Genomic DNA, 21011 nt, shown 5'->3' on the forward strand with positions numbered 1-21011 from the left:
GCGCTTCCTGCGCCGGCGGTCAGTCGCCGGTCCCGGCCGGCGGTTCCGGTGACGCCGTGCGGCGGCGCAGCACCCGCACCGCCTGCACCACCACCAGCACGGCCACCAGTGCCGCCACCATCTCCAGGTTCGAGACACGGCCGGCCCAGTCGGCGATCCCGGACTGCCAGCGCAGCTGGGTGTCGGCGCCGACCGGCGCGCCCAGCGAGGCGGTGCCCTCGGTGACCCAGATCAGCACGCCGATCGCGATCAGCGCGATCCCGGAGATCACCGAGGTGGTGTGGAAGGTGAAACGGCCCAGCCGGACGTCGCGGCCGCGCAGCACACGGCGGAACCGCGGGCCCAGGCGCGGCCACAGCGCGGCCAGCACCAGCAGCGGCATCGTCATCCCCGCCGCATAGGCCGCCATCACCAGGGCGCCGTAGACCGGTTGCCCGCTGGTGAGCCCCACCGTCAGGACCGCACCGAGCAGCGGCCCGGAACAGAATCCGGCGAAGGCGTAGACCGCTCCGAGGGCGATCGTCGACAGCGGTCCGGCCACCTGTACGCGGTCGGCGAGCCCGGACAACGGGCCGAAGCCGAAGCCGCGGCCGAAGATCATCGCCAGGCCGAAGACGATGATCACCACCGCACCGACCGCGGTGACGGTCTGCCGGTGCACGGTGAACAGCGAACCGAGTGCGGCCACGCCGGCGCCGAGCGGTGCGAGGACCGCGACCAGCCCCACGAAGAACAGTCCGGTGCGCGAGACCAGCGAGCCCACCCCGTCGTAGGTGAAGGCGAAGAACGACGGCAACAGCAGCGCCGCACACGGGCTCAGCAAGGCCAGGAGGCCGCCCAGGAAGGCTCCGGCGAGCCCGATCTGTCCCGCCATGCCTCAGCCGGCCGCCAGGTACTCGTCGATCACGGTCTCGAAGGTGGTGATCGGCCGGACTCCCACGATCGGCTCACCGTCGATCACGAAGGCCGGCACCCCGATGATCCCGTACTTCTGCGACGGCGCCAGGTCGTCGGCGACGTCGTCGTCGTAGGTGCCGTCGAGGGTTTCGCGCCGGAACCGATCCAGGTCGGCGACCCCGGCGGCCTCCGCGTGCTCCACCAGCACGTCGATCGGCAGATCCGGGTGCCCGGTGGCCGGTGCGGCCCCGTGCACGCTCTCGACGAACTGCCAGAAGCGGCCCTGCGCAGCGGCGGCCCACCCGGCCCGCGCCGCCAGCTCCGACTGGGCGCCGAACATCGGCTGGTCGCGCCATTCGATGCGGAGCAGCCCGTTGTCGACGTACTTGCGCACCAGGTCCGGCTCGATCTCGCGCGTGTACTCCGCGCAGAACGGGCAGCGGAAGTCGGAGAAGACGACCATCGTCACCGGGGCGTCCACGTCGCCGAGAGCGCGCGGATCCCCCTCGGTCCGTCGGGACAGGTCGCCCAGCGGACCGAGCATCTTGGTGGACTCACCGGTGGCCGGGCCTCCGGCGGCACCGTCCCGGCCGGGTGCAGCGGTGTCGCCGCCCCCGGCCCGTCCCACGACCACTGCGATCAGCAGACCGGCGAGCACCACCGCGAGCGCCACCAGAATCAGCAGGTCCCGCCGACCCCGCGGGCCGCGACCCGGCTGCTCCGACTCCGGCCGCTGCTCCGACTCCGGCCGCTGCTCCGGTTCCGGCTGCTGATCGTCCTCTGTCACTTCGCCAACTCTCTTCGTCTCGCCGCGCTGGTTTCACCCCGCCGGCCGCACCGCCCCCTTGGAGCTCGCGCTCGCGCACCCGACCATAGTGCCGCCGCGGCCGATCAGCTCGTCGCGATGCCTTCGGCCACCCGGGAGGCGACGGTCAGCGCGGTGCGTGCCCACTCCGGGGTGGCGCCGGCCAGCCCGCAGGTCGGCGTGATCAGGACCTGCTCGCGCAGCACGTCTCGGCTGAGCCCGATCCGGTCGACCAGGGTGCCCAGCCGCACGACGAGGTCGTCGACCAGCCGGCCGGGCTCGATTCCGGGGTCGGCGGGCGGGACCACGCCCGCCGCGAGCACGCGGCCGGCGTCGAGCAGTTCACCGAGCCGGTCCAGGTCCCGCTCGCGCAGCAGCGTCAGATCGATCGACACCGCGCAGGAATCCAGTCGCCCCAGCAGATCCCAGCGGGGCGGACTGCAGTCGTGCACCAGCACCGGACGGTGCAGCTGCTCCGCCAGTTCGGTGAGAGCGTGGGCCACATCGGCGACCGGGATCGGCGCGATCGGGTCCAGCCGGGTGAGCGGGGTGACGGTCCCGTCGATCACCGCACCGACCGACGGCTCGTCCAGTTGCACCACCACGCGCACGCCCAGGCGCCGTTCGAGTTCGGCGGTCTGCTCCCGCAGACCGGCGGCGAGCGAGCCGGTCACCTCGCGCAGGGCGCCGGCGTCGCGGACCAGTTTGTGGCCCCCGCGCAGTTCGGTGTGCGCGGCGAATGTGAACGGACCGCAGGCCTGCACCTTCACCGCGGGGATCTGCCCGCGCAGTCCCCCGGTCTCCCACACCTCCTCGAGCGCGTCGAGGTCCCAGCGAAGCCAGTCGCGGGCGCGGCGGGTCTCGGCGGTCGGTGCGGCGGCCAGCCGGTAGGTGCGATGCACGTAGTCGACGGGCAGATCCACCAGGAGCCCGGCGGTCCGGCCGATCAGGTCGGCACCGACCCCTCGGGCCGGCAGTTCGGGCAGGTGGGGCAGCCCGAGCTCGCCGACCACCACGGCCGCCGCCTCTCTCGGATCGGTGCCCGGCATCGACCCGACCCCGGTGGCCTTCCCGGCCGGGAAGGCATCCCGGCCGGCGCCGTCGTCTGCCGTCGGATGCGCACTCACGCCCGCCAGCCTAGAGGCTCCCGCCACCGGCGCCGTTTCCCGCTACCGGCGGGAACGGAGCGGGAGCCTCAGAGTTCGAAGGACTCGCCCTGGGTCGCCGCTTCGAGCTGAGCGAGCAGGAGATCACGCTGGGTGACCACGCGCTCGAACTCGCGCACCCGGCCGGTCCACGGACCGTCGCCGCCGAGCAGCGGGACCTCCAGCTCGAAGAGCCGCTTACCCAGGGTCCCGAGGGTGCTCTGCACGAAGACCAGGTCGCGGATGCGCAACCGCACCGACGGGAGGGTGAGCGCGAACATGAACGCGAACGGATCGAGCACACCGGCCTCCGGCGGGACCGTCACCACCCGGATGTGACTCTGCACCAGACTGCGGACGTTGCGCTGGGTGATCATGCCGCAGGTGCCGATGCGGTAGCGGCCGTCCACGACGATCAGGACGTCGCCCACCCGCAGGTCGATCGCCGCACGATGCTCCTCGTACACCGCCGCGCTCACCGATTTGGTCGGGTCGGTGGAGACCTCGAAGTTGCTGATGTCGGAGGTGCGGATGAACGGGATGTCGCCGGTGCCGTAGGCCTCCGATCCGGGTTCGCGTCCCTTGCGCACGTGGATCAGGCCCTCCTCGCGCAGTTCGCCCAGCGTCGCCCACTCGGCGCCGTCAAGCAGCGCCTGCTCGTCCGCACTGCGCGGCGACGGGTGCTCGAAGTACCGCGGCACCAGGTAGGTGCGGCCGGTCAGATCCACCGCCGTCCACCCCGTGCCGCCGGCGGCGCGGTCCGGATACCGCTCGGCCAGCGGGCCGAAGTCGTCCGGGTAGGGCTCGCCGGAGGCAGTGACCGCTTTGCCGCGCCGGTCGTGTCCGCAGCGCAGCGCCGAGGCGATCCACGTGGTGCCGGGGTCGCCGGCGGTCCCGCCGTTCTTGGTGAAGAACAGCACGTTGGTCTTGGTGTCGGTGCCGGGCTGGAAAGTGGTGCGCGGGCAGTCCAGGAGAGCATCGAGGGTGCCCTGGCTGCGCAGCCAAGTCCACACGAAGCCCGCTCCCAGATTGCCGAAGACGCCCTCGGGCAGCACGATTCCCATCCGGCCGCCGGGCCTCAGCAGCCGCACGCACAACTCGATGAACAGGAGCTGCGGATCGCGGCTCTTCTCCAGGGTCTCCCCCGGCGACCAACTGCCGTCGGCGCCGCGGCTCCAGGTATGCCCGAACCGATACTGCCCCAGAATCTCCGGATCGGTGATCCCGATGCGGGCGCCGAACGGCGGATTGGTCGCGACCACGTCGAACTGTTCGAGCTGCCCGTCGTCGCCGGTCCACTCCCGCAGATCCAGCGAGTTCCGGTGGAAGACGCGGGCACCGCGGCCCGCGGTCATCGCGGTCATGGCGGTCATCAGCCGGTACAGATCGAAATCCTTGTCGGCGCCGGTCACCCGCACGCGTTCACTGGCCGCGGCGGCGTGCGCGACGGCCTCGGCCAGGAAACCGCCCGAGCCGGCGGACGGATCCACCACCCGCTCACCCTCGCGGGGATCGAGGATCGCGACCATCGCCGCGACCAGCGTCCGCGGGGTGAAGAACTGCCCCTTCTCACCCCGGATGCGCGGGCCCAGCACCGCTTGGAAAGCCTCCCCGACCACGTGCGCAGGCGCCGCATCCAGGTCGACGCCGTCCAGGGCCGCCAGCGCATCGCGGATCACCGCCGGATCGTTGTGGAAGCTCTCGCCGGCGCCGATCGCGCCGGGGAACTCGCGGTGGGCCACCTCCAGCAGCCGGGCGGGGTCGCCGCCGTCGACGACGTCGCTCCACACCCGCGTGGTGCCTGAGCGTTCAGTCGCGAGTTTCACCAGCAGGGCCAGGGTCATGTCCTCGACGATGCGCTCGGCTCGACTGGTCTGCCCGTTCGCGTACAGGTGGTAGTAGAGGCGACGGAAAGCCTCCCCGATGTGCGGGTTCTGGGGCGCGGGCATGCCGCTCATCCTAGGACTGCGAGCGCAAGTGGCCGGGCGCGGCTCGTCAAGCGGCCGAGACGATGCGGCCCGAGCCGAGGACCAGATCACCGCGGGCGGCGTCCGGGGCGTAGAGGACCGCGGCCTGCCCGCGGGCGACACCGCGCAACGGCTCCCGCAGGGTGATCTCGATGCCGGGGCCGTCGGGCCCGGTGACCGGGGTGGCCACCGCCTCGGCGAGCCCGCCGTGGGCGCGCACCTGGACCGTGCACTCGACCGGACCGGACGGCGCCGCACCGGACGACCAGACGGCCTTGCCGGCGACGATGGAGTGCACCTCGAGGTCCTCAGCGGTGCCGACGGTGACCGTACCGCTGCCCGGGTCGATGGCGGTCACATAACGCGGTGCGCCGTCGGCGGCCGGGGCCTCGATACCCAGGCCCTTGCGCTGGCCGATGGTGAAGCCGTGCACGCCGTCGTGCTCGGCGAGACGTTCGCCGGTGCCCCCGTCGACCACGGCGCCGGGCCGCACACCGATGCGGGCGCCGAGGAAGGCGCGGGTGTCGCCGGTCGGGATGAAGCAGATGTCGTGCGAATCGGGCTTGCTCGCCACCAGCAGGCCGCGGCGCTCGGCCTCGGCCCGGATCTGCGGCTTGGGCGTGTCCCCGATCGGGAACATGGCGCGCGCGAGCTGATCGTGATCGAGGACGGCCAGCACATACGACTGGTCCTTGTCCGCGTCGACGGCGCGGCGGAGTTCACCGTCGTGCAGCCGCGCATAATGGCCGGTCGCGAGGGCGTCGAAGCCCAGCGCGAGGGCGCGTTCGGCGAGCGCCGCGAACTTGATCTTCTCGTTGCAGCTCAGGCACGGGTTCGGGGTCTCGCCCGCCGCGTAGGCGGCGACGAATTCGTCGATCACGTCCTCTTTGAAGCGATCGGCGAAATCCCAGACGTAGAACGGGATGCCGAGCATGTCGGCGACGCGACGCGCGTCGTCGGCGTCCTCGCGGGAACAGCAGCCCCGCGAACCGGTGCGCAGCGCCCCCGGCGCCGTCGACAGCGCCAGGTGGACGCCGACCACGTCGTGCCCGGCCTCCACGGCCCGGGCCGCGGCCACCGAGGAGTCCACGCCGCCGCTCATGGCGACCAGGACCCTTCGACGGGGCTCAGGGACCGCCCTTCGACGGGGCTCAGGGACCGCCCTTCGACGGGGCTCAGGGACCGCCTTCTGCTCTTGCGATGACATCAGCGCACCCCCGTCAGCCCCGCGGCGCGGGCCCGGTCGATCACCTGGGTGAGGGCGCCGGCGACGGCGTCGATGTCATCGGCGGTGTTGTCGGCGCCGATGGAGAAACGCAGCGAGCCGCGGGCAGCGGCCCGGTCCATGCCCATCGCCAGCAGCACGTGGCTGGCCGAGGCGACACCGGCGGTGCAGGCCGAACCGGTGGAGCACTGCACGCCCTGCGCGTCGAGGAGCATCAGCAGCGAGTCGCCTTCGCACCGGTCGAAACTGACGTGCACCACCCCGGGCAGACCGTCGGGCCCGGAATTGACGACGGTGCCGTCGAGCCCGGCCAGGGCGGACAGCAGCCGGTCGCGCAGGGCGTCCGCGGCGGCGGCGTTGCGGTCCATGCAGTCGACGGCCACCTGCAGGGCGGCGGCCATGCCGGCGGCCCCGGCGACGTCCGGGGTGCCCGACCGCAGGTCCCGTTCGTGGCCGCCGCCGTGCACCAGCGGCTGGGCGGCGACGTCACGGCCCAGCACCAGCGCACCGATGCCTTGCGGACCGCCGAACTTGTGGGCGGCAAGACTCATCGCGGACAGGCCGCTCGCCGCGTAGTCGACGGGCAGATGCCCGACCGCGGCGACGGCGTCGGAGTGGAGAGGGACGTCGAACTCACGGGCCAGCGCCGCCAGTTCGGCGATGGGCTGGACGGTGCCGACTTCGTTGTTGGCCCACATCACCGAGACGAGCGCCACCTCGCCGGGATGGGCGGCCAGCTCGTTGCGCAGGTCGGCCGGGTCCACGCGGCCCCGCCGGTCCACCGGCAGGATCACCAGGTCGGCGTCTTCGTGGTCGGCGAGCCACTGCGCGGGATCGAGCACCGCATGGTGTTCGACCGCGGAGATCACCAGGCGCCGGCGGCGTTCGTCGTCGGCCCGACGGGCACGGTAGATGCCTTTGAGCGCCAGATTGTCGGCCTCGGTGCCGCCCCCGGTGAAGATCACCTCGGACGGGCGGGCGCCGATACAGCCGGCGATCTTCTCCCGCGACTCCTCGAGGAGCCGGCGGGCCCGGCGCCCGGCGTCGTGCAGGGACATCGGATTGCCTGGACGACTCCAGGCGTCACTCATCGCCGCGAGAGCTTCGGGGACCAGCGCGGTGGAGGCGGCGTTGTCGAGGTAGACGGACATGATCGCAGTCCAGGATAACCGCGCGGCCGCCCTCGTTCCCAATGACGGCGGTCGGGGCGGATCAGGGCCTCGCAGTGCGCGGCGAGTTGCCGCCGGTCACCGGCGGGCGGCTGCGGCGGATGCACCTCGACGCGGACGGTCAGGCCGCGGGCCCGCAGGACCCGGCGGAAGGTGTCGCCGAGTTCGTCGTCGCCCAGGTATCCGGGCGTGGTGACCGGTCGACCGTCACGGTGATAGCCGATGTGAATGGGCAGGACGGGGGCGCCGGTGTCGAGGGCGGCCTGGAAGAACGCCGGCCGGAAGCGGCCGGCACCCCGCCCGCACCAGGTGGTGCCCTCGGGAAAGACCACCACCGGGCGACCGCGGCGCAGCAGGCCCGACACCCGCGCCAGGGTGGTCGGCAGTTCGCGGAGCGCTCCCCGGCGGTGCGGTAGCACCCCGAAGCAGCGCAGCAGCGGCCCGACGGCCCCCGAAGTCAGCACCTCGCGCTTGGCGACGAAGCGCGCCGGGCTGACCGCCGCCACGGCCAGAACGTCGAAGAAGGAAATGTGGTTGGCCACCATCAGTGCGCCCCGGATCCGGCGTGCACCGCGGGGCCTGCGGTCGACCAGGTCCAGGCGCAGGCCCACCGCCACCAGACCGCAGCGCGCGGTGAACCGCCAGTACCGCACGCGGACCGGCCGCGGGGTCGCGAGGGTGAGCGTCCCGGCGGGCAGCAGGGTCAGCAGTATCGAGGTCAGCGCGAACACCCGCCAGGCGACGCGCACCGTCCCGGCGCCGCGCCGTTCGGGCGGTACACAGGCGGGGCCGCAGCCGCTCACCGGAAGCCAGGGGTTGGCTCCTCCCCGGCCGGGCACCGTCAGCGGTCCGCCGGGCCGGTGGAGGCGGTGAGCCGGGACAGCGCGCCGCGCAGCCGGGCGAGGTAGCGGTCGTCGCCCTGCTCCCGGTCGATCACGGTGAAGAAGTCGCCGACGTCGAAGACCTCGTCGAAGGCGGGATCGCCGCATACGCGGGCACCGAGACGCAGGTAGCCGCGCAGCAACGGTGGCAGCACCGGCTTGTCGACCGCAGGCAGGTCGTTCAGGCCCGCGCCGTCGACGTCGACGTGCCGGTAGGGGTACACCTGCCACGCCGCCGCGTAGTCTTCCCGCACCAGGTCGCGAATGCCGCGCAGGGCCCGGCCGCGGTCGGGGCGCGGGCCCAGCGGCACCGACACGCAGCCCATCAGGTAGCGGTAGTCGCCGTCGTCCAGGTAGCCGAGGACCGCGGTCCAGAGCAGGCCGGTCACAGCCCCGCTGCGGTGATCCGGGGCCACCACGGCGCGACCCATCTCCACGGTCTGCGGACTGATCGCACCGAGTTCGGTCAGGTCGAACTCGCTCCCCGAATACCAGCCGCCGGCCGCGATGGCCCGCGCCGGCGGGAGGACGCGGGCGCAGCCGGCCAGGCGCCCGGTGGGCAGGTGACGGACCAGCAGGTGGTCGCAGAAGTCGTCGAAACGATCGGCGTCCAGACCCGAGGCCTGGTCGCCGATGGCGGCGGAGTAGCCCGGCTCGGCCTGAAAGACCTCGAACCGCAGGCGCTGGGCGGCGCGGATGTCGGCCGGATGCTCGCTGACGACCACGTCGTAGTCCCCGGCCGTGAACAGCACGCGCCGGGCGGGTGAGGAGGACAGTGGAGTGTGAATCGGGGTGACTGTCATACCTGCAGATGGAAGTCGCCGGGAACGACCGGCGGCCACCATCGGCGTGACCACCAACCGAGCGTCTGGTGAACGGCTTCCTACGCTCGACCACCGAAAGACGACGGTGGAACGAAGACACCCGCCCCGCGGCTCCGGTGCGGAGCGCGGGGCGGGTGGTCTCGACTGCCGTGGGCCGGTGAACTCACCGGCGCCGGGCGGTCACTTGCGCTTCTTGATCTCCTCGGTCAGCTGCGGGGCGACGTCGAACAGGTCGCCGACCACACCGAAGTCGCTGATCTCGAAGATCGGGGCCTCTTCGTCCTTGTTGACGGCCACGATGGTCTTCGAGGTCTGCATGCCGGCGCGGTGCTGGATGGCGCCGGAGATGCCCAGCGCGATGTACAGCTGCGGGGAGACGGTCTTACCGGTCTGACCGACCTGGAACTGACCCGGGTAGTAACCGGAGTCGACGGCGGCGCGCGAGGCGCCGACGGCGGCACCGAGCGAGTCGGCCAGGTCCTCGACCACCGAGAACTTCTCGGCCGAGCCGACACCGCGACCGCCGGAGACGACGATCGAGGCTTCGGTCAGTTCCGGACGGTCGCCGCCGACGTTCGGGGAGAAACCGGTCACCTTGACGGCGTTCTCGGCCTGCTCCGGGACGGCGACGTCGACGCGCTCACCGGCACCGGCGGACGGCACGGCGTCCACGGCACCCGGGCGGACGCTGATGACGGCGGTGTCGCCACCGGCCGCGGCGTCGACGGTGAAGGCACCGCCGCGGATCGACAGCACACCGCTGCCGCCCTCGCCGACCGCGATGGTGTCGACCAGCAGGCCCGAGCCCAGACGCACGGCCAGGCGGCCGGCGATCTCCTTGCCCTCGGCGTTGGCCGCGACCAGCACGGCGGCCGGGGTGTTCTCCTCGGCCAGGGCCGCGAGCACGTCCACCTTGGGGCTCACCAGGTAGTTGGCGACGTCGTCGGACTCGGCGACGTAGATCTTCTCGGCACCGGCCTCGGCCAGCGCGGCCAGGACGCCGTCGGCCTTGCCCGGGGCGTCGATGACGACGGCGGCCGGGGTGCCCAGCGCGCGGGCGGCGGTGATGAGTTCGTTGGTGACCTTCTTCAGCCCACCCTCGGGGTCCTGCTCAACGAGCACGAGTACTTCAGCCATGTTCTCTCTCCTGAATGTCTTTAAGCTTCTCGGCGAGTGTTCTCGGACGGGGCGATCAGATGATCTTCTGGCCGGCCAGGTACTCGACGACCTTCACGCCGCCGTCGCCCTCGTCGGTGACGCGCTCGCCCGCTGCGCGCGGGGGCTTCGGGGTCACACCGGTGACGCTGCTGCCGGAGTTGGCGACGCCCACGACGCCGTCCTCGATGCCCAGGTCGGCGACGGTGAGGACCTCGGGGGTCTTCTTCTTGGCCGCCATGATGCCCTTGAAGGACGGGAAGCGCGGCTCGTTGATCTTCTCGTTCACCGAGACGATCGCCGGCAGGCCGGCCTCGACGTTGAAGATGCCGTCGTCGGTCTCGCGCTCGCCGCGCAGGACGTCGCCGTCGATCTCCAGCTTGCGCAGGTGGGTCAGGTGCGGCAGGTCCAGGTACTCGGCGATCATCGCCGGCACGGCACCGGCGCGGCCGTCCGAGGACTCGTTGCCGGCGATGACCAGCTCGACGCCCTCGACGGTGCCGAGTGCGGTGGCCAGCAGGTAGGCCGTCTGAACGGCGTCGCTGCCGTGCACGGCATCGTCCTGGATGTGAATGGCCTTGTCGGCGCCCATCGACAGCGCCTTGCGGATGGCGTCGGCCGCCTGTGCGGGTCCGGCCGACAGCACGGTGACCTCACCGCCGTTGGCTTCCTTGATCTGCAGCGCCTCCTCGACGGCGCGCTCGTTGATCTCGTCGATGATGCCGTCTACGGCAGCACGGTCGAGCGTGTAATCGTCGTCGGAGAGCTTCCACTCGGCAGCGTAGTCCGGCACGTGCTTGATCAGAACAACAACGTTCGTCATGGGTCTTCGTCGACCTCCTGCATCGGTTTCGGCAACTTACCGGCCGGTAAGGCCATGGGTCATTGATACTGTAACCGCTGCCTCGCTGGTCGTGTACACCGCCCGAGGGAAACCAGGGTCGCCTTACTCACACTCGCTCGCCGGTGTGCTCCGCTGCGGTTGCGGGTCGGTCCGGCCCGATGCCTTAGTGTCGTGCAGATGAGCGATTCTCAGCCCGCGTCCGAGCGTTCTCTCGGCGTGGACCAGCATCTCGCCCTGACCGGCGAGCGCACGGTGCCCGGCATTCCGGCCGAGAACTACTGGTTCCGGCGGCACGAGGTGGCCTACGAGTACATCGAACCGCGCGGGGCCGGGCGGGACGTGCTCGAGGCCGGCTCCGGCGAGGGTTACGGCGCCGCGCTGCTGGCCCGGCGGGCCGCCTCGGTCACCTGCGTCGACTACGACGAGCAGGCGGTGGCGCACACCCGCCGCCGCTACCCGGAAGTGACTGTGCACCAAGGGAATCTGATCGATCTGCCACTGACCGACGGTTCGGTGGATCAGGTGGTGAACTTCCAGGTGATCGAGCACCTGTGGGATCAGCCGGGCTTCGTGACCGAATGCCACCGCGTCCTGCGCCCGGGCGGCGAGCTGCTCATGAGCACCCCGAACCGGATCACCTTCTCCCCCGGCCTGGACACCCCGCTGAACCCGTTCCACACCCGCGAACTCAACGCCGACGAGCTGACCGAGCTGCTGACCCAGGGAGGGTTCGAGGTGACGGCGATGCTCGGCGTCTTCCACGGACCGCGCCTGCGGGAACTGGATGCCAAATGGGGCGGCTCCCTGATCGACGCGCAGATCGAGCGTGCGCTGGCCGGCCGGGAATGGTCCGCCGAGCTGGTCGCCGACGTCGCCGGCATCGCCTTCGACGACTTCGAGATCGTCGACGCCGCTGACCGCGACATCGACACCAGCCTGGATCTGCTGGCGCTCGCCGTCCGTCGGCCGCGCCGATGACGACCAGCGACGCGGTGCCGGGCCAGTTCACGCTGGTCCTGCATTCGCATCTCCCCTGGCTCGCCAATCACGGGCGCTGGCCGGTCGGCGAGGAATGGCTGTACCAGTCGTGGGCGCACTGCTATCTGCCGGTCTACGCGGCACTGCGCCGCCTGGCCGACGACGGCCTGACCGATCAGCTGTCACTGGGCATCACCCCGGTGCTGGCCGCCCAGCTCGACGACCCGCACTGCACGGCGTCGATGTACGAATGGCTGGCCGACTGGCAGCTGCGCGCCATGGAAGCGGCCGTCGACGACGATCCCGATCGCCGCATCAGCGGGCACCGCGAATACCGCGCGGCCGCCGCGGCGCTGGCCGACTTCGAGCGGCACTGGCGCCACGGCGGCAGCCCGCAGATCCGGTCCCTGCTCTCCAGCGGCGTGGCCGAACTGCTCGGCGGTCCCCTGGCGCACCCGTTCCAGCCGCTGCTCGATGCGCGTCTGCGCCGCCTGTCGCTGTCTGAGGGACTAGCCGACGCACAGCTGCGCTGGGGCAGCACCCCGGCGGGCATCTGGGCGCCCGAATGCGCGTACACGCCCGGGATGGAGCACGAGTACGCCGCGGCCGGCGTCGGGCACTTCATGGTCGACGGCCCCACCCTGCACGGCGACACGGCACTGGGACGGCCGGTGGCCGGGACCGACGTGGTGGCCTTCGGCCGGGACCTGACCGTCAGCTACCGGGTGTGGTCGCCCAAGTCCGGGTATCCCGGGCACGGCGCCTACCGCGACTTCCACACCTACGACCACCGCACCGGTTTCAAACCGTTCCGGGTGACCGGCAAGAACGTCGCCGGTGAGGCCAAGAAGCCGTACGACCCCGAGCTGGTGGACGCCGTGATCGACGCCCACGTCGACGACTTCGTCGACTGCGTCCGGCAGCGGCTGATCGACGAATCCGCCCGGATCGGCCGGCCGGCGCTGGTGGTCGCCGCCTTCGACACCGAGCTCTACGGTCACTGGTGGCACGAGGGCCCGATCTGGCTCGAGCGCGTACTGCGCCGGCTCCCCGAGGCCGGGGTGACGGTGGGGACGCTGGCGACCGCGCGGCGCGACGGCTACGTCGGCGAGCCGGTGGACCTGGCGGACTCGTCGTGGGGGTCGGGCAAGGACTGGCGGGTCTGGGAAGGACCGCAGGTGCAGCACCTGGTTCAGCTGAACTCCGAGGTGACCGCCACCGCCCTGGAGAGCCTGGACCGGCGGCGCAGCGGCGGCGCCCGCGACGGCGTCGCCGACCAGATCCTGCGCGAGACCCTGATGACGGTCCAGTCCGATTGGCCGTTCATGGTCTCCAAAGACACCGCCGCCGGGTACGCGCAGGATCGCGCGTACAAGCACGCCCACGCCACGCGCGAGATCTGCGCGGCCTCCGACGCCGACCGGACCGAACAGGCGGCGCAGCTGGCTCGCGGCTGGCGTCACGCCGACAACCTCTTCGGCGCGCTGGACGCCCGTCGTCTGCCGATCAGCGACGGGAGCGGTCGATGAAGGTCCTGATGGTCTCGTGGGAGTACCCGCCGGTGGTGGTCGGCGGTCTCGGCCGGCACGTGCACCACCTGGCCGAGGCGCTCGCCGCGCACGGTCTGGACGTCACCGTGCTGACCCGGCAGCCGCCGGGCACCGACTCGTCCACCCACCCCACCACCGACACCGTCGTCAACGGGGTGCGTGTGGTCGCGGCCGCCGAGGATCCGCCGGAGTTCGACTTCGGCGCGGACATGATGGCGTGGACCCTGGCGATGGGCCACGGCTTCATCCGCACCGCGTTGCACCGACTCGGCCGCGACTGGCGGCCCGACGTGGTGCACGCGCACGACTGGCTCGTCGCCCATCCGTCGATCGCGCTCGCCGAATACTTCGACGTACCGCTGGTCGCCACCCTGCACGCCACCGAGGCGGGCCGGCATTCGGGCTGGGTCGCCGGGCACGTCAACCGGCAGGTGCATTCGGTCGAGTGGTGGCTGGCCAATTCGGCCGACGCCCTCATCACCTGCTCCACCTCGATGCGCGACGAGGTGCAGACGCTGTTCGGACCGGACCTGCCGCCGGTCACCGTCATCCACAACGGCATCGACCTGACCGCCTGGGGGTTCGGTGAGCGTCCGGTCCCGGACGTGCCGCCCGAACTGCTCTTCGCCGGACGCCTGGAGTACGAGAAGGGCGTGCAGGATCTGCTGGCGGCACTGCCGGTGATCCGGCGCCGGCATCCGGGGACCACGCTGACCGTGGCCGGCGAGGGCACCCAGCTGGCCTGGCTCATCGAGACGGCCGCCGACCACGGCGTCACCGGCGTGGTGACCTTCGTCGGCAAGCAGGACCACCGGGGGCTCGCGGCACTGATGGAGCGCTGCTCGGCCATCGTGCTGCCCAGCCGCTACGAGCCGTTCGGCATCGTGGCGCTGGAGGCCGCCGCGTCGGGCATCCCGCTGGTCGCCTCGGACGCGGGCGGTCTCGGTGAGGCCGTGCTCGACGGCGAGACCGGCCTGACCTTCCCGCCCGCCGACGTCACAGCACTGGCCGGCGCCGTCTGCGCCGCCCTCGACGATCCGGAGGCGGCGGCGCTGCGTGCCCGCCGGGCTCGCGCCGTGCTCACCGAGGAGTTCACCTGGCCGGTGATCGCCGAGCGGACCGCAGCCGTCTACCAGGTGGCTCCGCGCAGGCCGGACCGCACGCTGGCACGTCCGCACATCCCGGTGCGCCCGCTCCCCGACCGCGACCCCAACAACTGACCGGGCCCGGCCCGGGCCGGGCGTCAGTCCGCCGGGCGGGCGGCGGCGTCGGCCTGCGCCTTCTTGCGTTCGATGTCGGCCAGCGCCCGTTCCAGTTCGGCCCGCTGCTGTGCGCCGGCCTCCCAGGCCTCGCGCCGGTTCTTCACCACCCGGGCGGGGGCGCCGACGGCGATCGCATAGTCGTCGATCACGCCCTTGACCACCGAGTGCGCGCCCAGCACGCAGCCGCGGCCCACGATGGTGTTGCGCAGCACCGTCACCTTGGCGGCCACCCAGGTGTCCGCCCCGATCCGCAAGGGCCCCTTGACGATGCCCTGATCCTTGATCGGGATGCCGATGTGGTCGGTGACGTGGTCGAAGTCGCAGATGTAGCACCAGTCGGCGATCAGCGTGGAGCCGCCGATCTCGATGTCGAGGTAGGCGTTGACCACGTTGTTGCAGCCGAAGACGGTCTTGTCGCCGATCCGGAGGCTGCCCTCGTGGCAGCGAATCGAATTGCCGTCCCCGATGTGCACCCACCGGCCGATCTCCAGGCGGGCCATCTCGGGGGTCGCGTGGATCTCCACGTTCTTGCCGAGGAAGACCATGCCGCGCAGCACCACGTGCGGATTGGCCAGGCGGAAGCGCGCCAGCCGGTAGTACCGGACCAGGTACCAGGGGCTCCAGGCCCGGTTGCGCTTGATCCAGCGCAGTGAGTCCAGCGTCAGGAAGCGGACCTGCTCGGGGTCCCGCCGCCGCCCGGCGCGCCGGCGCGAACGGTACGACGCGTTCCACATGGTCGTCATGGGGACAAACCCTAATCGACGCGATTTCCGGACACGATAGAGTCTTGCCGGAACGGTTGTGGAGCCGTCGCGAACCGAAAGGCACACGAACGCAGATGCACCAGGCAGCTGGAGTACGTCGGCGGCGCGGCCGCACCGTCTGGTCCACCCTCGTCGTCGTCGCCGCGGCGTCGCTGCTTCTCTCGGCCTGCTCGGACGGCCACCAGGAGGTCCGTGCGATCCCCGCGGCCGGCTGGCCGGTGTTCGGCGGCGACGGCGCCAACGCGAACCACACCCCGGTCACCGTGCCCGACGACGTGGAGCTGGCGTGGACGCGCCCCACCGGCGGTCCGATCACCGCTCCCCTGACGGTCAACGCGCACGGCGACGTCGGGGTCACCGCCCGCACCGCCGCCGGCTGCAACACCTTCGTCTTCGACAACTACTCGGGCCGCAAGAACTTCTGCAAACGGATGGCCGAGGGCACCCAGTTCAACGCGATGGCCTTCGACCAGCACGGCCAGCCCTACCTCGGTGAGGCCGCCAACTTCCTGTCGTTCAACGGCGGCGGCGCCATCCGCTGGCGGATGCCCGTCATCGGGGTCGCGGTGTCGGCGAAGTTCGCCGGTCCCGGCCGGATCCTGACGGTGACCACCCAGGGCCAGATCCTGTTGCTCAACGCCCAGACCAATGTGTTCGAAGCCCCCGAGGTGCGGTTGCGCCCGGACGCCGATCCCGAGGATCCGCTGTTCGGCTTCGGCGACTGCATCACCGGCGGGCCGCTGTGCGCGGTCTCCGCGCCGCCCGCCGTGGACACCGACCACGAGCGCTTCTACCTCAACTTCCGCCCGACCGGCGCCGGCCAGTCGCGATTGAGTGCCATGAGCTACGCCGAGACCGTGACCGCGGCCGGCGACTCCCAGTCGGCGCCCGAACGGGTGATCGTCGAACGCTGGCACACCGAGGTTCCCGGGGGCATGGCCGGCCCGGCGTCGCTGTCCGCGGACGGGCAGACCGTCTACGCCTTCGGCCGCGACGGCCGCCTGTACGCCTACGACACCGAGGACGGCACCGAGCGCTGGAACCACGACCTCGGCGGTATCGGCTTCGCCACCCTGGCCGTCTCCCCGGACGGGGTGATCATCCCGACCGGGACCATCGGCGCCCCGCTGACCATCCTCCGCGACCGCGGCGACCGGGCCGAGACGGTGGCCCGGCGCACGGACCTGCAGACGGTCAGCCTGGCTACGCTGACCGGCCAGGACAGCGCCTGGACGGTGGTGCGCACCGGCACCGACCAGCACCTGGTCCTCACCGAAGTCAGCGTCGAGGACGGGGCCACGAAGCGGACCCTGGAGCTTCCGGACGCCACCGGGTTCGCCACGGGAGTCGCGGTGACGGCGGCGGGCAACGTGGCCGTCGCCACCAACCTGGGCGAGGTGTACTACTTCAGCCGGAGGTAGTGCCACACCCGCATCTATGCCCAGGAGATCTATGCCCCGGAACCTGCACCTCCGGCGCGCACGCCCGGCTCACAGAGGAAGGCGACGCCGGACCGCCCGATCCGGGTGAGGATCAGCGCGTAGGGTTCGGCGCCTTTGAGTTTGAGCCGCTTGCGGAGCCGGTCGGGGTCGGTGTCCAGGCCGCGCACCAGGATCTCCAGGCTGCCGCAGCCGCGGGCGGCGAGCGCACCGCGGAGGGCCCGGTCGTTCACCGGCAGCTGCTCGAGCACCCGGAAGCCGCGTTCCCCGGCGGGTACGGTGTCGCCGGTGAGATAGGCGATCTGCGGGTCGAGCTGCCGCAGCCCGTGCCGGTGCGCGTACTGGCGCACCAGACCGGCGCGCACCACCGCGCCGTCGGGGTCGATGATCCACTCCCCGACGCCCGGATCATCGAGATCGTCGGCGTCGTCGGAGGTCACCTCGTACAGCAGTGACCGGCCGTCGGCCGTGGTACGCAGCACACTGGCCCGGTTCTGCGGCGACCCGTCGACCTCGGTCCACAAGCAGGCCTCGCGCACCCCTCCGTCGAGCGAGACGATCTGCACCTGGCCGTCGAAACCGAAGCGGGTACGCAGATTCCGGTAGTCCAGGCCGGGAGAGCACTTCACGGCCAGCGTCCGCCCGGCGTAGACCGACAGCAGTTCCAGCAGTGGCGGGTCCAGCTGTTCCAGGCCGAAGACACGTCCCCGCGCGTTGCGCCGGCCGGGATCGGCGATCACCACGTCGGCCGTCGAGGTGGGAGTGAGCGCGTCGGCGCGCAGCAGCGTCGGACACGGCGCCCCACGCGCGCCGCTGACCTCCAGATTGTGCTGGGCCATCGCAAGACGTACCGGATCGACGTCCGAGCCGATCACGGCGGCGACCCCCGGCTCGGCGGCCAGAGCGGTCAGCTCCGAGCCGATCGAGCAGGTGAGGTCGTGCACCACCGCACCGGGACGGCGGGCGACGATGTCGGCGGCGCGGAGTGCGGCCACCGGCGACGGCGTCGCCTGCTGCACACTGGTCTGGTCGGCCAGCAAGAGGTCGGCGTGCCGGAGCTTGCCGGCGGCACGGCGCCGCGCCTGGACGGTCTCGGCGATCGCCGCGGCGTGCTCGGGATAGCGCGACCGCAGCTGCGTCAGGTCGGCGAGCAGCGTCGACGGGGTCAGCGCCAGCCCCGAGGCCGTCTGCAGCGCCTTACTGCCGTAGCGGGACCGCAGGAAGGCGACATCGTCGTCGCTGAGGTGGTAGCTCACAACGCGGCCGCGAGCAGCGGCTTACGGCTTCACGCCGGTGATGAGCACGTTGTAGAAGAACTGCGGCGGCACCACTTTCTGCAGCACCGTGTCGTCGAGCCAGGTCATCCGCTTCCAGCCGCCGAAGGCGAACCGGGCCCAGCCCCAGCCCAGCTTCTCGGCCGGCACCGCGGCCTCGAAGGTGCGCACCGGCCAGCCGAGCATGGCCGCGGCCAGTTCCTCGCTGGCCGAGGCGACCTCGACCGCCCCGGCCGCGGTGGCCAGGTCTTCGAGATCCTGCGGGGAGAAGGTGTGAATGTCCACGACGGCCTCGAGAGCGGCCGCGCGCGAGGACTCGTCGAGCTCTTCCTGCGGACGGCGCCACGACTGCAGCGGACCGAACTTGGTCAGGTTGGTGGTGGCCCACCACGTCGCGCGGCTCATCCAGCGCGCGTAGAAGTCGCCGAGGGTCGACGGCTCGCCGGCGAAGACGAACCGGCCGCCCGGCTTGAGCACCCGCAGCACCTCGCGCAGCGCCTGCTCGACGTCGGGAATGTGGTGCAGCACCGCGTGCCCGACGACCAGGTCGAAGGTGTCGTCGTCGTACGGGATCTTCTCGGCGTCGGCGACCCGGCCGTCCACGTCGAGCCCGAGGCCCTCCGCGTTGCGCAGGGCCACCTTCACCATGCCCGGCGACAGGTCGGTGACCGAGCCGGACTCGGCGACACCGGACTGCATCAGGTTCAACAGGAAGAAGCCGGTGCCGCAGCCCAGTTCCATGGCCCGCCCGTACGGCAGCGGGGCGTCGGGCACGATCCGGTCCAGGCGTCCGCGCGCATAGTCGATGCAGCGCTCGTCGAACGAGATCGACCACTTGTCGTCGTAGGTCTCGGCCTCCCAGTCGTGGTACAGGACCTGGGCGAGCTTGGTGTCGCTGCGTGCCGCCTCCACCTGTTCGGCGGTGGCGTGCGGGTTCGGCTGGGGGTCGCCCTGCTGGGCTCCGTCGATCGCGGTCATCTCAGGTGTGCTGCTACTTTCCGGTGAATTCGGCCTTGCCGGGGCCGTTCTCGATGAAAGACGCCATGCCGATCGCACGGTCGTCGGTGGCGAAGAGGGACGCGAAGACGTGCGCCTCGATCTTGAGTCCGGTCTCCAGGTCTGTGTCGAGGCCCTCGTCGATGGCCGCCTTGGCGGCTGCGATGGCCGCCGAGGCGGCACCAGCGAACCGGCCGGCCCAGCGCATCGCGGCGTTGTAGACCTCGTCGGGGGCCACCACCTCGTCCACCAGTCCGATGGCCAGCGCCTCTTCGGCGTCGACGAAGCGGCCGGTGAAGACCATGTCCTTGGCACGCGACGGACCCACCAGGCGAGCGAGGCGCTGCGTGCCGCCGCCGCCGGGGATGACGCCGAGCAGCACCTCGGGCACGCCCAGCTTGGCGTTGTCGCCGGCGATGCGCCGGTCGGCGCCGAGCGCCACCTCGAGGCCGCCGCCGAGGGCGTAGCCGGTGATGGCGGCGACGGTCGGCTTGGTGATCTCGGCGATCGCGCCGAGGCCGCGCTGCAGGCGGCGGGCCACCTTGGTCATGTCCGCGGCGGACATGTCGACCATCTCCTTGATGTCCGCGCCGGCCGCGAACACCTTCGGACCGCCGTAGACCACCACGGCCTTGATGTCGTCGCGGGTGTTCGCCTCGTCGGCCGCAGCCGCCAGCTCTTCCTGAACCTGACGGTTCAGGGCGTTCATCGGCGGGCGGTGCAGTTTGATGGTGCCGACACCCGGGTGTTCCTGCGAGGTCTCCAACGTCACGAACTCAGCCATGAGGGCAGGCTACCGGGTGGCGCGGCCCTGTACCCAACCGCACCCGGACACTACGCCCGCGCGCGTAGTGTCTCCGGCATGAGCGCCGATGCCGTCGAGCTCGTCGTCCCCGGCCCACCCGGTCCCGGCGGCGATACGACGCGCACCATCCGCCTCAGCAGTCCCGACCGCGTCTACTTCCCCGATGCCGGGCTCACCAAGGCAGACCTGGCCCGCTACTACCGGAGCGTGGGCCCTGGAATCGTCCGTGCCCTGGACCGGCGCCCGACCATGCTGCACCGCTTCCCCAAGGGCCTCGCCGGCCCCAAGGTGCACCAGAAGAAGCTGCCGGCGGGCGCTCCGGACTGGGTGCAGACGGTCGGCATCTACTTTCCGCGCTATCGACGCACCGTCGACGAACTCTGCGTGACCGAACTCGGGGCGGTGCTGTGGGCGGTGCAGATGTCGACCGTGGAGTTCCATCCGTGGAACTCCCGGCGCGGCGCGGTGGAGTTCCCCGACGAGTGGCGGATCGACCTGGATCCGATGCCGGACTGCGATCTGGCCCGGGTCCGGACGGTCGCCGCGGCCGCCGGAGAACTGCTCGACGAACTGGGCATCGTGGGCTATCTGAAGACGTCCGGCGGCCGGGGTCTGCACATCTACGTGCGGATCGAGCCGGAGTGGGGTTTCGCCGACGTCCGCCGCGCGGCCCGCGCCTTCGGTCGCGAGCTGACCCGCCGCCGCCCCGACGACGCGACCGTCACCTGGTGGCGCAAGGACCGCGACCCGTCGAAGGTCTTCGTCGACTTCAACCAGAACGCCCGCGACCACACCATGGCCGCGGCCTACTCGGTGCGATCGACCCCGATCGCGACGGTCAGCGCCCCGCTCACCTGGTCCGAACTCGAGGACGCCGAACCGGACGACTTCACGGTGCAGACGATGCCCGACCGTTTCGCCCGGGTGGGCGACCTCTTCGCGCCCATCGACGACGTCGCCTACCGGCTCGACACTCTGCTGGAATGGGCCGAGCGGGACGAGGCGAACGACGACGTCGCCGACGCCTGAGT

19 protein-coding genes are annotated in these 21011 nt (G+C 71.5%); 5 read left to right on the top strand and 14 right to left on the bottom strand.

Annotated elements, in window-relative coordinates; all coding sequences use genetic code 11:
* Positions 1 to 19 precede the first annotated feature (19 nt).
* The 10 genes from ABD732_RS07815 to ABD732_RS07860 form a co-directional block, all read right to left on the bottom strand.
* Positions 20 to 874, bottom strand: a complete 855-nt coding sequence (locus ABD732_RS07815; RefSeq protein ID WP_344782321.1) for a cytochrome c biogenesis CcdA family protein — start codon at positions 872 to 874, stop codon at positions 20 to 22.
* 3 nt (positions 875 to 877) lie between these two features.
* The gene (locus ABD732_RS07820; RefSeq protein ID WP_344782323.1) at positions 878 to 1684 is read right to left on the bottom strand and encodes a DsbA family protein; all 807 of its coding nucleotides are present in this window, start codon (positions 1682 to 1684) and stop codon (positions 878 to 880) included.
* 104 nt (positions 1685 to 1788) lie between these two features.
* The gene (locus ABD732_RS07825; RefSeq protein WP_344782325.1) at positions 1789 to 2829 is read right to left on the bottom strand and encodes a uroporphyrinogen decarboxylase/cobalamine-independent methonine synthase family protein; all 1041 of its coding nucleotides are present in this window, start codon (positions 2827 to 2829) and stop codon (positions 1789 to 1791) included.
* 68 nt (positions 2830 to 2897) lie between these two features.
* Positions 2898 to 4796 carry an N-6 DNA methylase gene (locus ABD732_RS07830; RefSeq protein ID WP_344782327.1) on the bottom strand — a complete coding sequence of 633 codons (1899 nt, stop codon included), beginning with the start codon at positions 4794 to 4796 and terminating at the stop codon, positions 2898 to 2900.
* Positions 4797 to 4842: 46 nt separating this feature from the next.
* Positions 4843 to 5925: a tRNA 2-thiouridine(34) synthase MnmA gene (mnmA, locus tag ABD732_RS07835; RefSeq protein ID WP_344782782.1), complete on the bottom strand. Its 1083-nt coding sequence runs from the start codon at positions 5923 to 5925 to the stop codon at positions 4843 to 4845.
* A gap of 95 nt (positions 5926 to 6020) precedes the next feature.
* Positions 6021 to 7190 carry a cysteine desulfurase family protein gene (locus tag ABD732_RS07840; protein WP_344782329.1) on the bottom strand — a complete coding sequence of 390 codons (1170 nt, stop codon included), beginning with the start codon at positions 7188 to 7190 and terminating at the stop codon, positions 6021 to 6023.
* A complete protein-coding gene (locus ABD732_RS07845; RefSeq protein WP_344782331.1) occupies positions 7127 to 8047 on the bottom strand; it encodes a lysophospholipid acyltransferase family protein in 921 nt (306 codons plus the stop codon). The genes ABD732_RS07840 and ABD732_RS07845 overlap by 64 nt, the downstream gene beginning before the upstream one ends.
* Positions 8048 to 8049: 2 nt before the next feature.
* Positions 8050 to 8892 carry a GNAT family N-acetyltransferase gene (locus ABD732_RS07850; RefSeq protein WP_344782333.1) on the bottom strand — a complete coding sequence of 281 codons (843 nt, stop codon included), beginning with the start codon at positions 8890 to 8892 and terminating at the stop codon, positions 8050 to 8052.
* Positions 8893 to 9093: 201 nt separating this feature from the next.
* Complete coding sequence (locus tag ABD732_RS07855) at positions 9094 to 10050, bottom strand: electron transfer flavoprotein subunit alpha/FixB family protein (protein ID WP_344782335.1); 957 nt, start codon at positions 10048 to 10050, stop codon at positions 9094 to 9096.
* Positions 10051 to 10105: 55 nt separating this feature from the next.
* Complete coding sequence (locus ABD732_RS07860) at positions 10106 to 10891, bottom strand: electron transfer flavoprotein subunit beta/FixA family protein (RefSeq protein WP_344782336.1); 786 nt, start codon at positions 10889 to 10891, stop codon at positions 10106 to 10108.
* Between the two features lie 198 nt (positions 10892 to 11089).
* Here ABD732_RS07860 and ABD732_RS07865 point away from each other — a divergent pair, with 198 nt between their 5' ends.
* From ABD732_RS07865 to ABD732_RS07875, 3 genes are read left to right on the top strand one after another with little or no spacing between them, the layout of a single operon-like run.
* Positions 11090 to 11890, top strand: coding sequence for a class I SAM-dependent methyltransferase (locus tag ABD732_RS07865; RefSeq protein WP_344782338.1), 801 nt, complete (start codon positions 11090 to 11092; stop codon positions 11888 to 11890).
* Entirely contained in the window at positions 11887 to 13419 is a 1533-nt protein-coding gene (locus ABD732_RS07870; RefSeq protein ID WP_344782340.1) for a 1,4-alpha-glucan branching protein domain-containing protein, read from the top strand. Before ABD732_RS07865 ends, ABD732_RS07870 begins: the two co-directional genes overlap by 4 nt.
* On the top strand, positions 13416 to 14660 hold the full coding sequence (locus ABD732_RS07875; RefSeq protein WP_344782342.1) for a glycosyltransferase family 4 protein: 1245 nt from the start codon (positions 13416 to 13418) through the stop codon (positions 14658 to 14660). The genes ABD732_RS07870 and ABD732_RS07875 overlap by 4 nt, the downstream gene beginning before the upstream one ends.
* A 23-nt stretch (positions 14661 to 14683) precedes the next feature.
* Here the strand turns inward: ABD732_RS07875 and ABD732_RS07880 are convergent, their stop codons facing one another.
* Positions 14684 to 15445, bottom strand: coding sequence for an acyltransferase (locus ABD732_RS07880; protein WP_344782344.1), 762 nt, complete (start codon positions 15443 to 15445; stop codon positions 14684 to 14686).
* 95 nt (positions 15446 to 15540) lie between these two features.
* Between ABD732_RS07880 and ABD732_RS07885 the strand changes: the two genes are divergently transcribed.
* Positions 15541 to 16887, top strand: a complete 1347-nt coding sequence (locus ABD732_RS07885; protein WP_344782346.1) for an outer membrane protein assembly factor BamB family protein — start codon at positions 15541 to 15543, stop codon at positions 16885 to 16887.
* A gap of 29 nt (positions 16888 to 16916) precedes the next feature.
* Here ABD732_RS07885 and ABD732_RS07890 read toward each other — a convergent pair whose 3' ends face one another.
* The 3 genes from ABD732_RS07890 to ABD732_RS07900 are packed head-to-tail and all read right to left on the bottom strand — an operon-like array spanning position 16917 to position 19959.
* On the bottom strand, positions 16917 to 18161 hold the full coding sequence (locus ABD732_RS07890) for a THUMP-like domain-containing protein (RefSeq protein WP_344782348.1): 1245 nt from the start codon (positions 18159 to 18161) through the stop codon (positions 16917 to 16919).
* Between the two features lie 21 nt (positions 18162 to 18182).
* Positions 18183 to 19157 carry a class I SAM-dependent methyltransferase gene (locus ABD732_RS07895; RefSeq protein WP_344782350.1) on the bottom strand — a complete coding sequence of 325 codons (975 nt, stop codon included), beginning with the start codon at positions 19155 to 19157 and terminating at the stop codon, positions 18183 to 18185.
* Between the two features lie 13 nt (positions 19158 to 19170).
* The gene (locus ABD732_RS07900; RefSeq protein ID WP_344782352.1) at positions 19171 to 19959 is read right to left on the bottom strand and encodes an enoyl-CoA hydratase/isomerase family protein; all 789 of its coding nucleotides are present in this window, start codon (positions 19957 to 19959) and stop codon (positions 19171 to 19173) included.
* A 78-nt stretch (positions 19960 to 20037) separates the two neighbouring features.
* Here ABD732_RS07900 and ligD point away from each other — a divergent pair, with 78 nt between their 5' ends.
* Complete coding sequence (gene ligD, locus ABD732_RS07905) at positions 20038 to 21009, top strand: non-homologous end-joining DNA ligase (protein ID WP_344782354.1); 972 nt, start codon at positions 20038 to 20040, stop codon at positions 21007 to 21009.
* Positions 21010 to 21011: the final 2 nt, after the last annotated feature.

Origin of the sequence: Gordonia caeni (assembly GCF_039537105.1) — a bacterium.
In the GTDB taxonomy this organism is placed as follows: Bacteria; Actinomycetota; Actinomycetes; order Mycobacteriales; family Mycobacteriaceae; genus Gordonia; species Gordonia caeni.

Bases quoted from the DNA above. Each gene is read 5' to 3' on its own strand.
- ABD732_RS07815 (WP_344782321.1), bottom strand. From the start codon at position 874: ATGGCGGGACAGATCGGGCTCGCCGGAGCCTTCCTGGGCGGCCTCCTG.
- ABD732_RS07830 (WP_344782327.1), bottom strand. From the start codon at position 4,796: ATGCCCGCGCCCCAGAACCCGCACATCGGGGAGGCTTTCCGTCGCCTC.
- ABD732_RS07840 (WP_344782329.1), bottom strand. From the start codon at position 7,190: ATGTCCGTCTACCTCGACAACGCCGCCTCCACCGCGCTGGTCCCCGAA.
- ABD732_RS07850 (WP_344782333.1), bottom strand. From the start codon at position 8,892: ATGACAGTCACCCCGATTCACACTCCACTGTCCTCCTCACCCGCCCGG.
- ABD732_RS07855 (WP_344782335.1), bottom strand. From the start codon at position 10,050: ATGGCTGAAGTACTCGTGCTCGTTGAGCAGGACCCCGAGGGTGGGCTG.
- ABD732_RS07860 (WP_344782336.1), bottom strand. From the start codon at position 10,891: ATGACGAACGTTGTTGTTCTGATCAAGCACGTGCCGGACTACGCTGCC.
- ABD732_RS07865 (WP_344782338.1), top strand. From the start codon at position 11,090: ATGAGCGATTCTCAGCCCGCGTCCGAGCGTTCTCTCGGCGTGGACCAG.
- ABD732_RS07870 (WP_344782340.1), top strand. From the start codon at position 11,887: ATGACGACCAGCGACGCGGTGCCGGGCCAGTTCACGCTGGTCCTGCAT.
- ABD732_RS07875 (WP_344782342.1), top strand. From the start codon at position 13,416: ATGAAGGTCCTGATGGTCTCGTGGGAGTACCCGCCGGTGGTGGTCGGC.
- ABD732_RS07880 (WP_344782344.1), bottom strand. From the start codon at position 15,445: ATGACGACCATGTGGAACGCGTCGTACCGTTCGCGCCGGCGCGCCGGG.
- ABD732_RS07885 (WP_344782346.1), top strand. From the start codon at position 15,541: ATGCACCAGGCAGCTGGAGTACGTCGGCGGCGCGGCCGCACCGTCTGG.
- ABD732_RS07895 (WP_344782350.1), bottom strand. From the start codon at position 19,157: ATGACCGCGATCGACGGAGCCCAGCAGGGCGACCCCCAGCCGAACCCG.
- ABD732_RS07900 (WP_344782352.1), bottom strand. From the start codon at position 19,959: ATGGCTGAGTTCGTGACGTTGGAGACCTCGCAGGAACACCCGGGTGTC.
- ligD (WP_344782354.1), top strand. From the start codon at position 20,038: ATGAGCGCCGATGCCGTCGAGCTCGTCGTCCCCGGCCCACCCGGTCCC.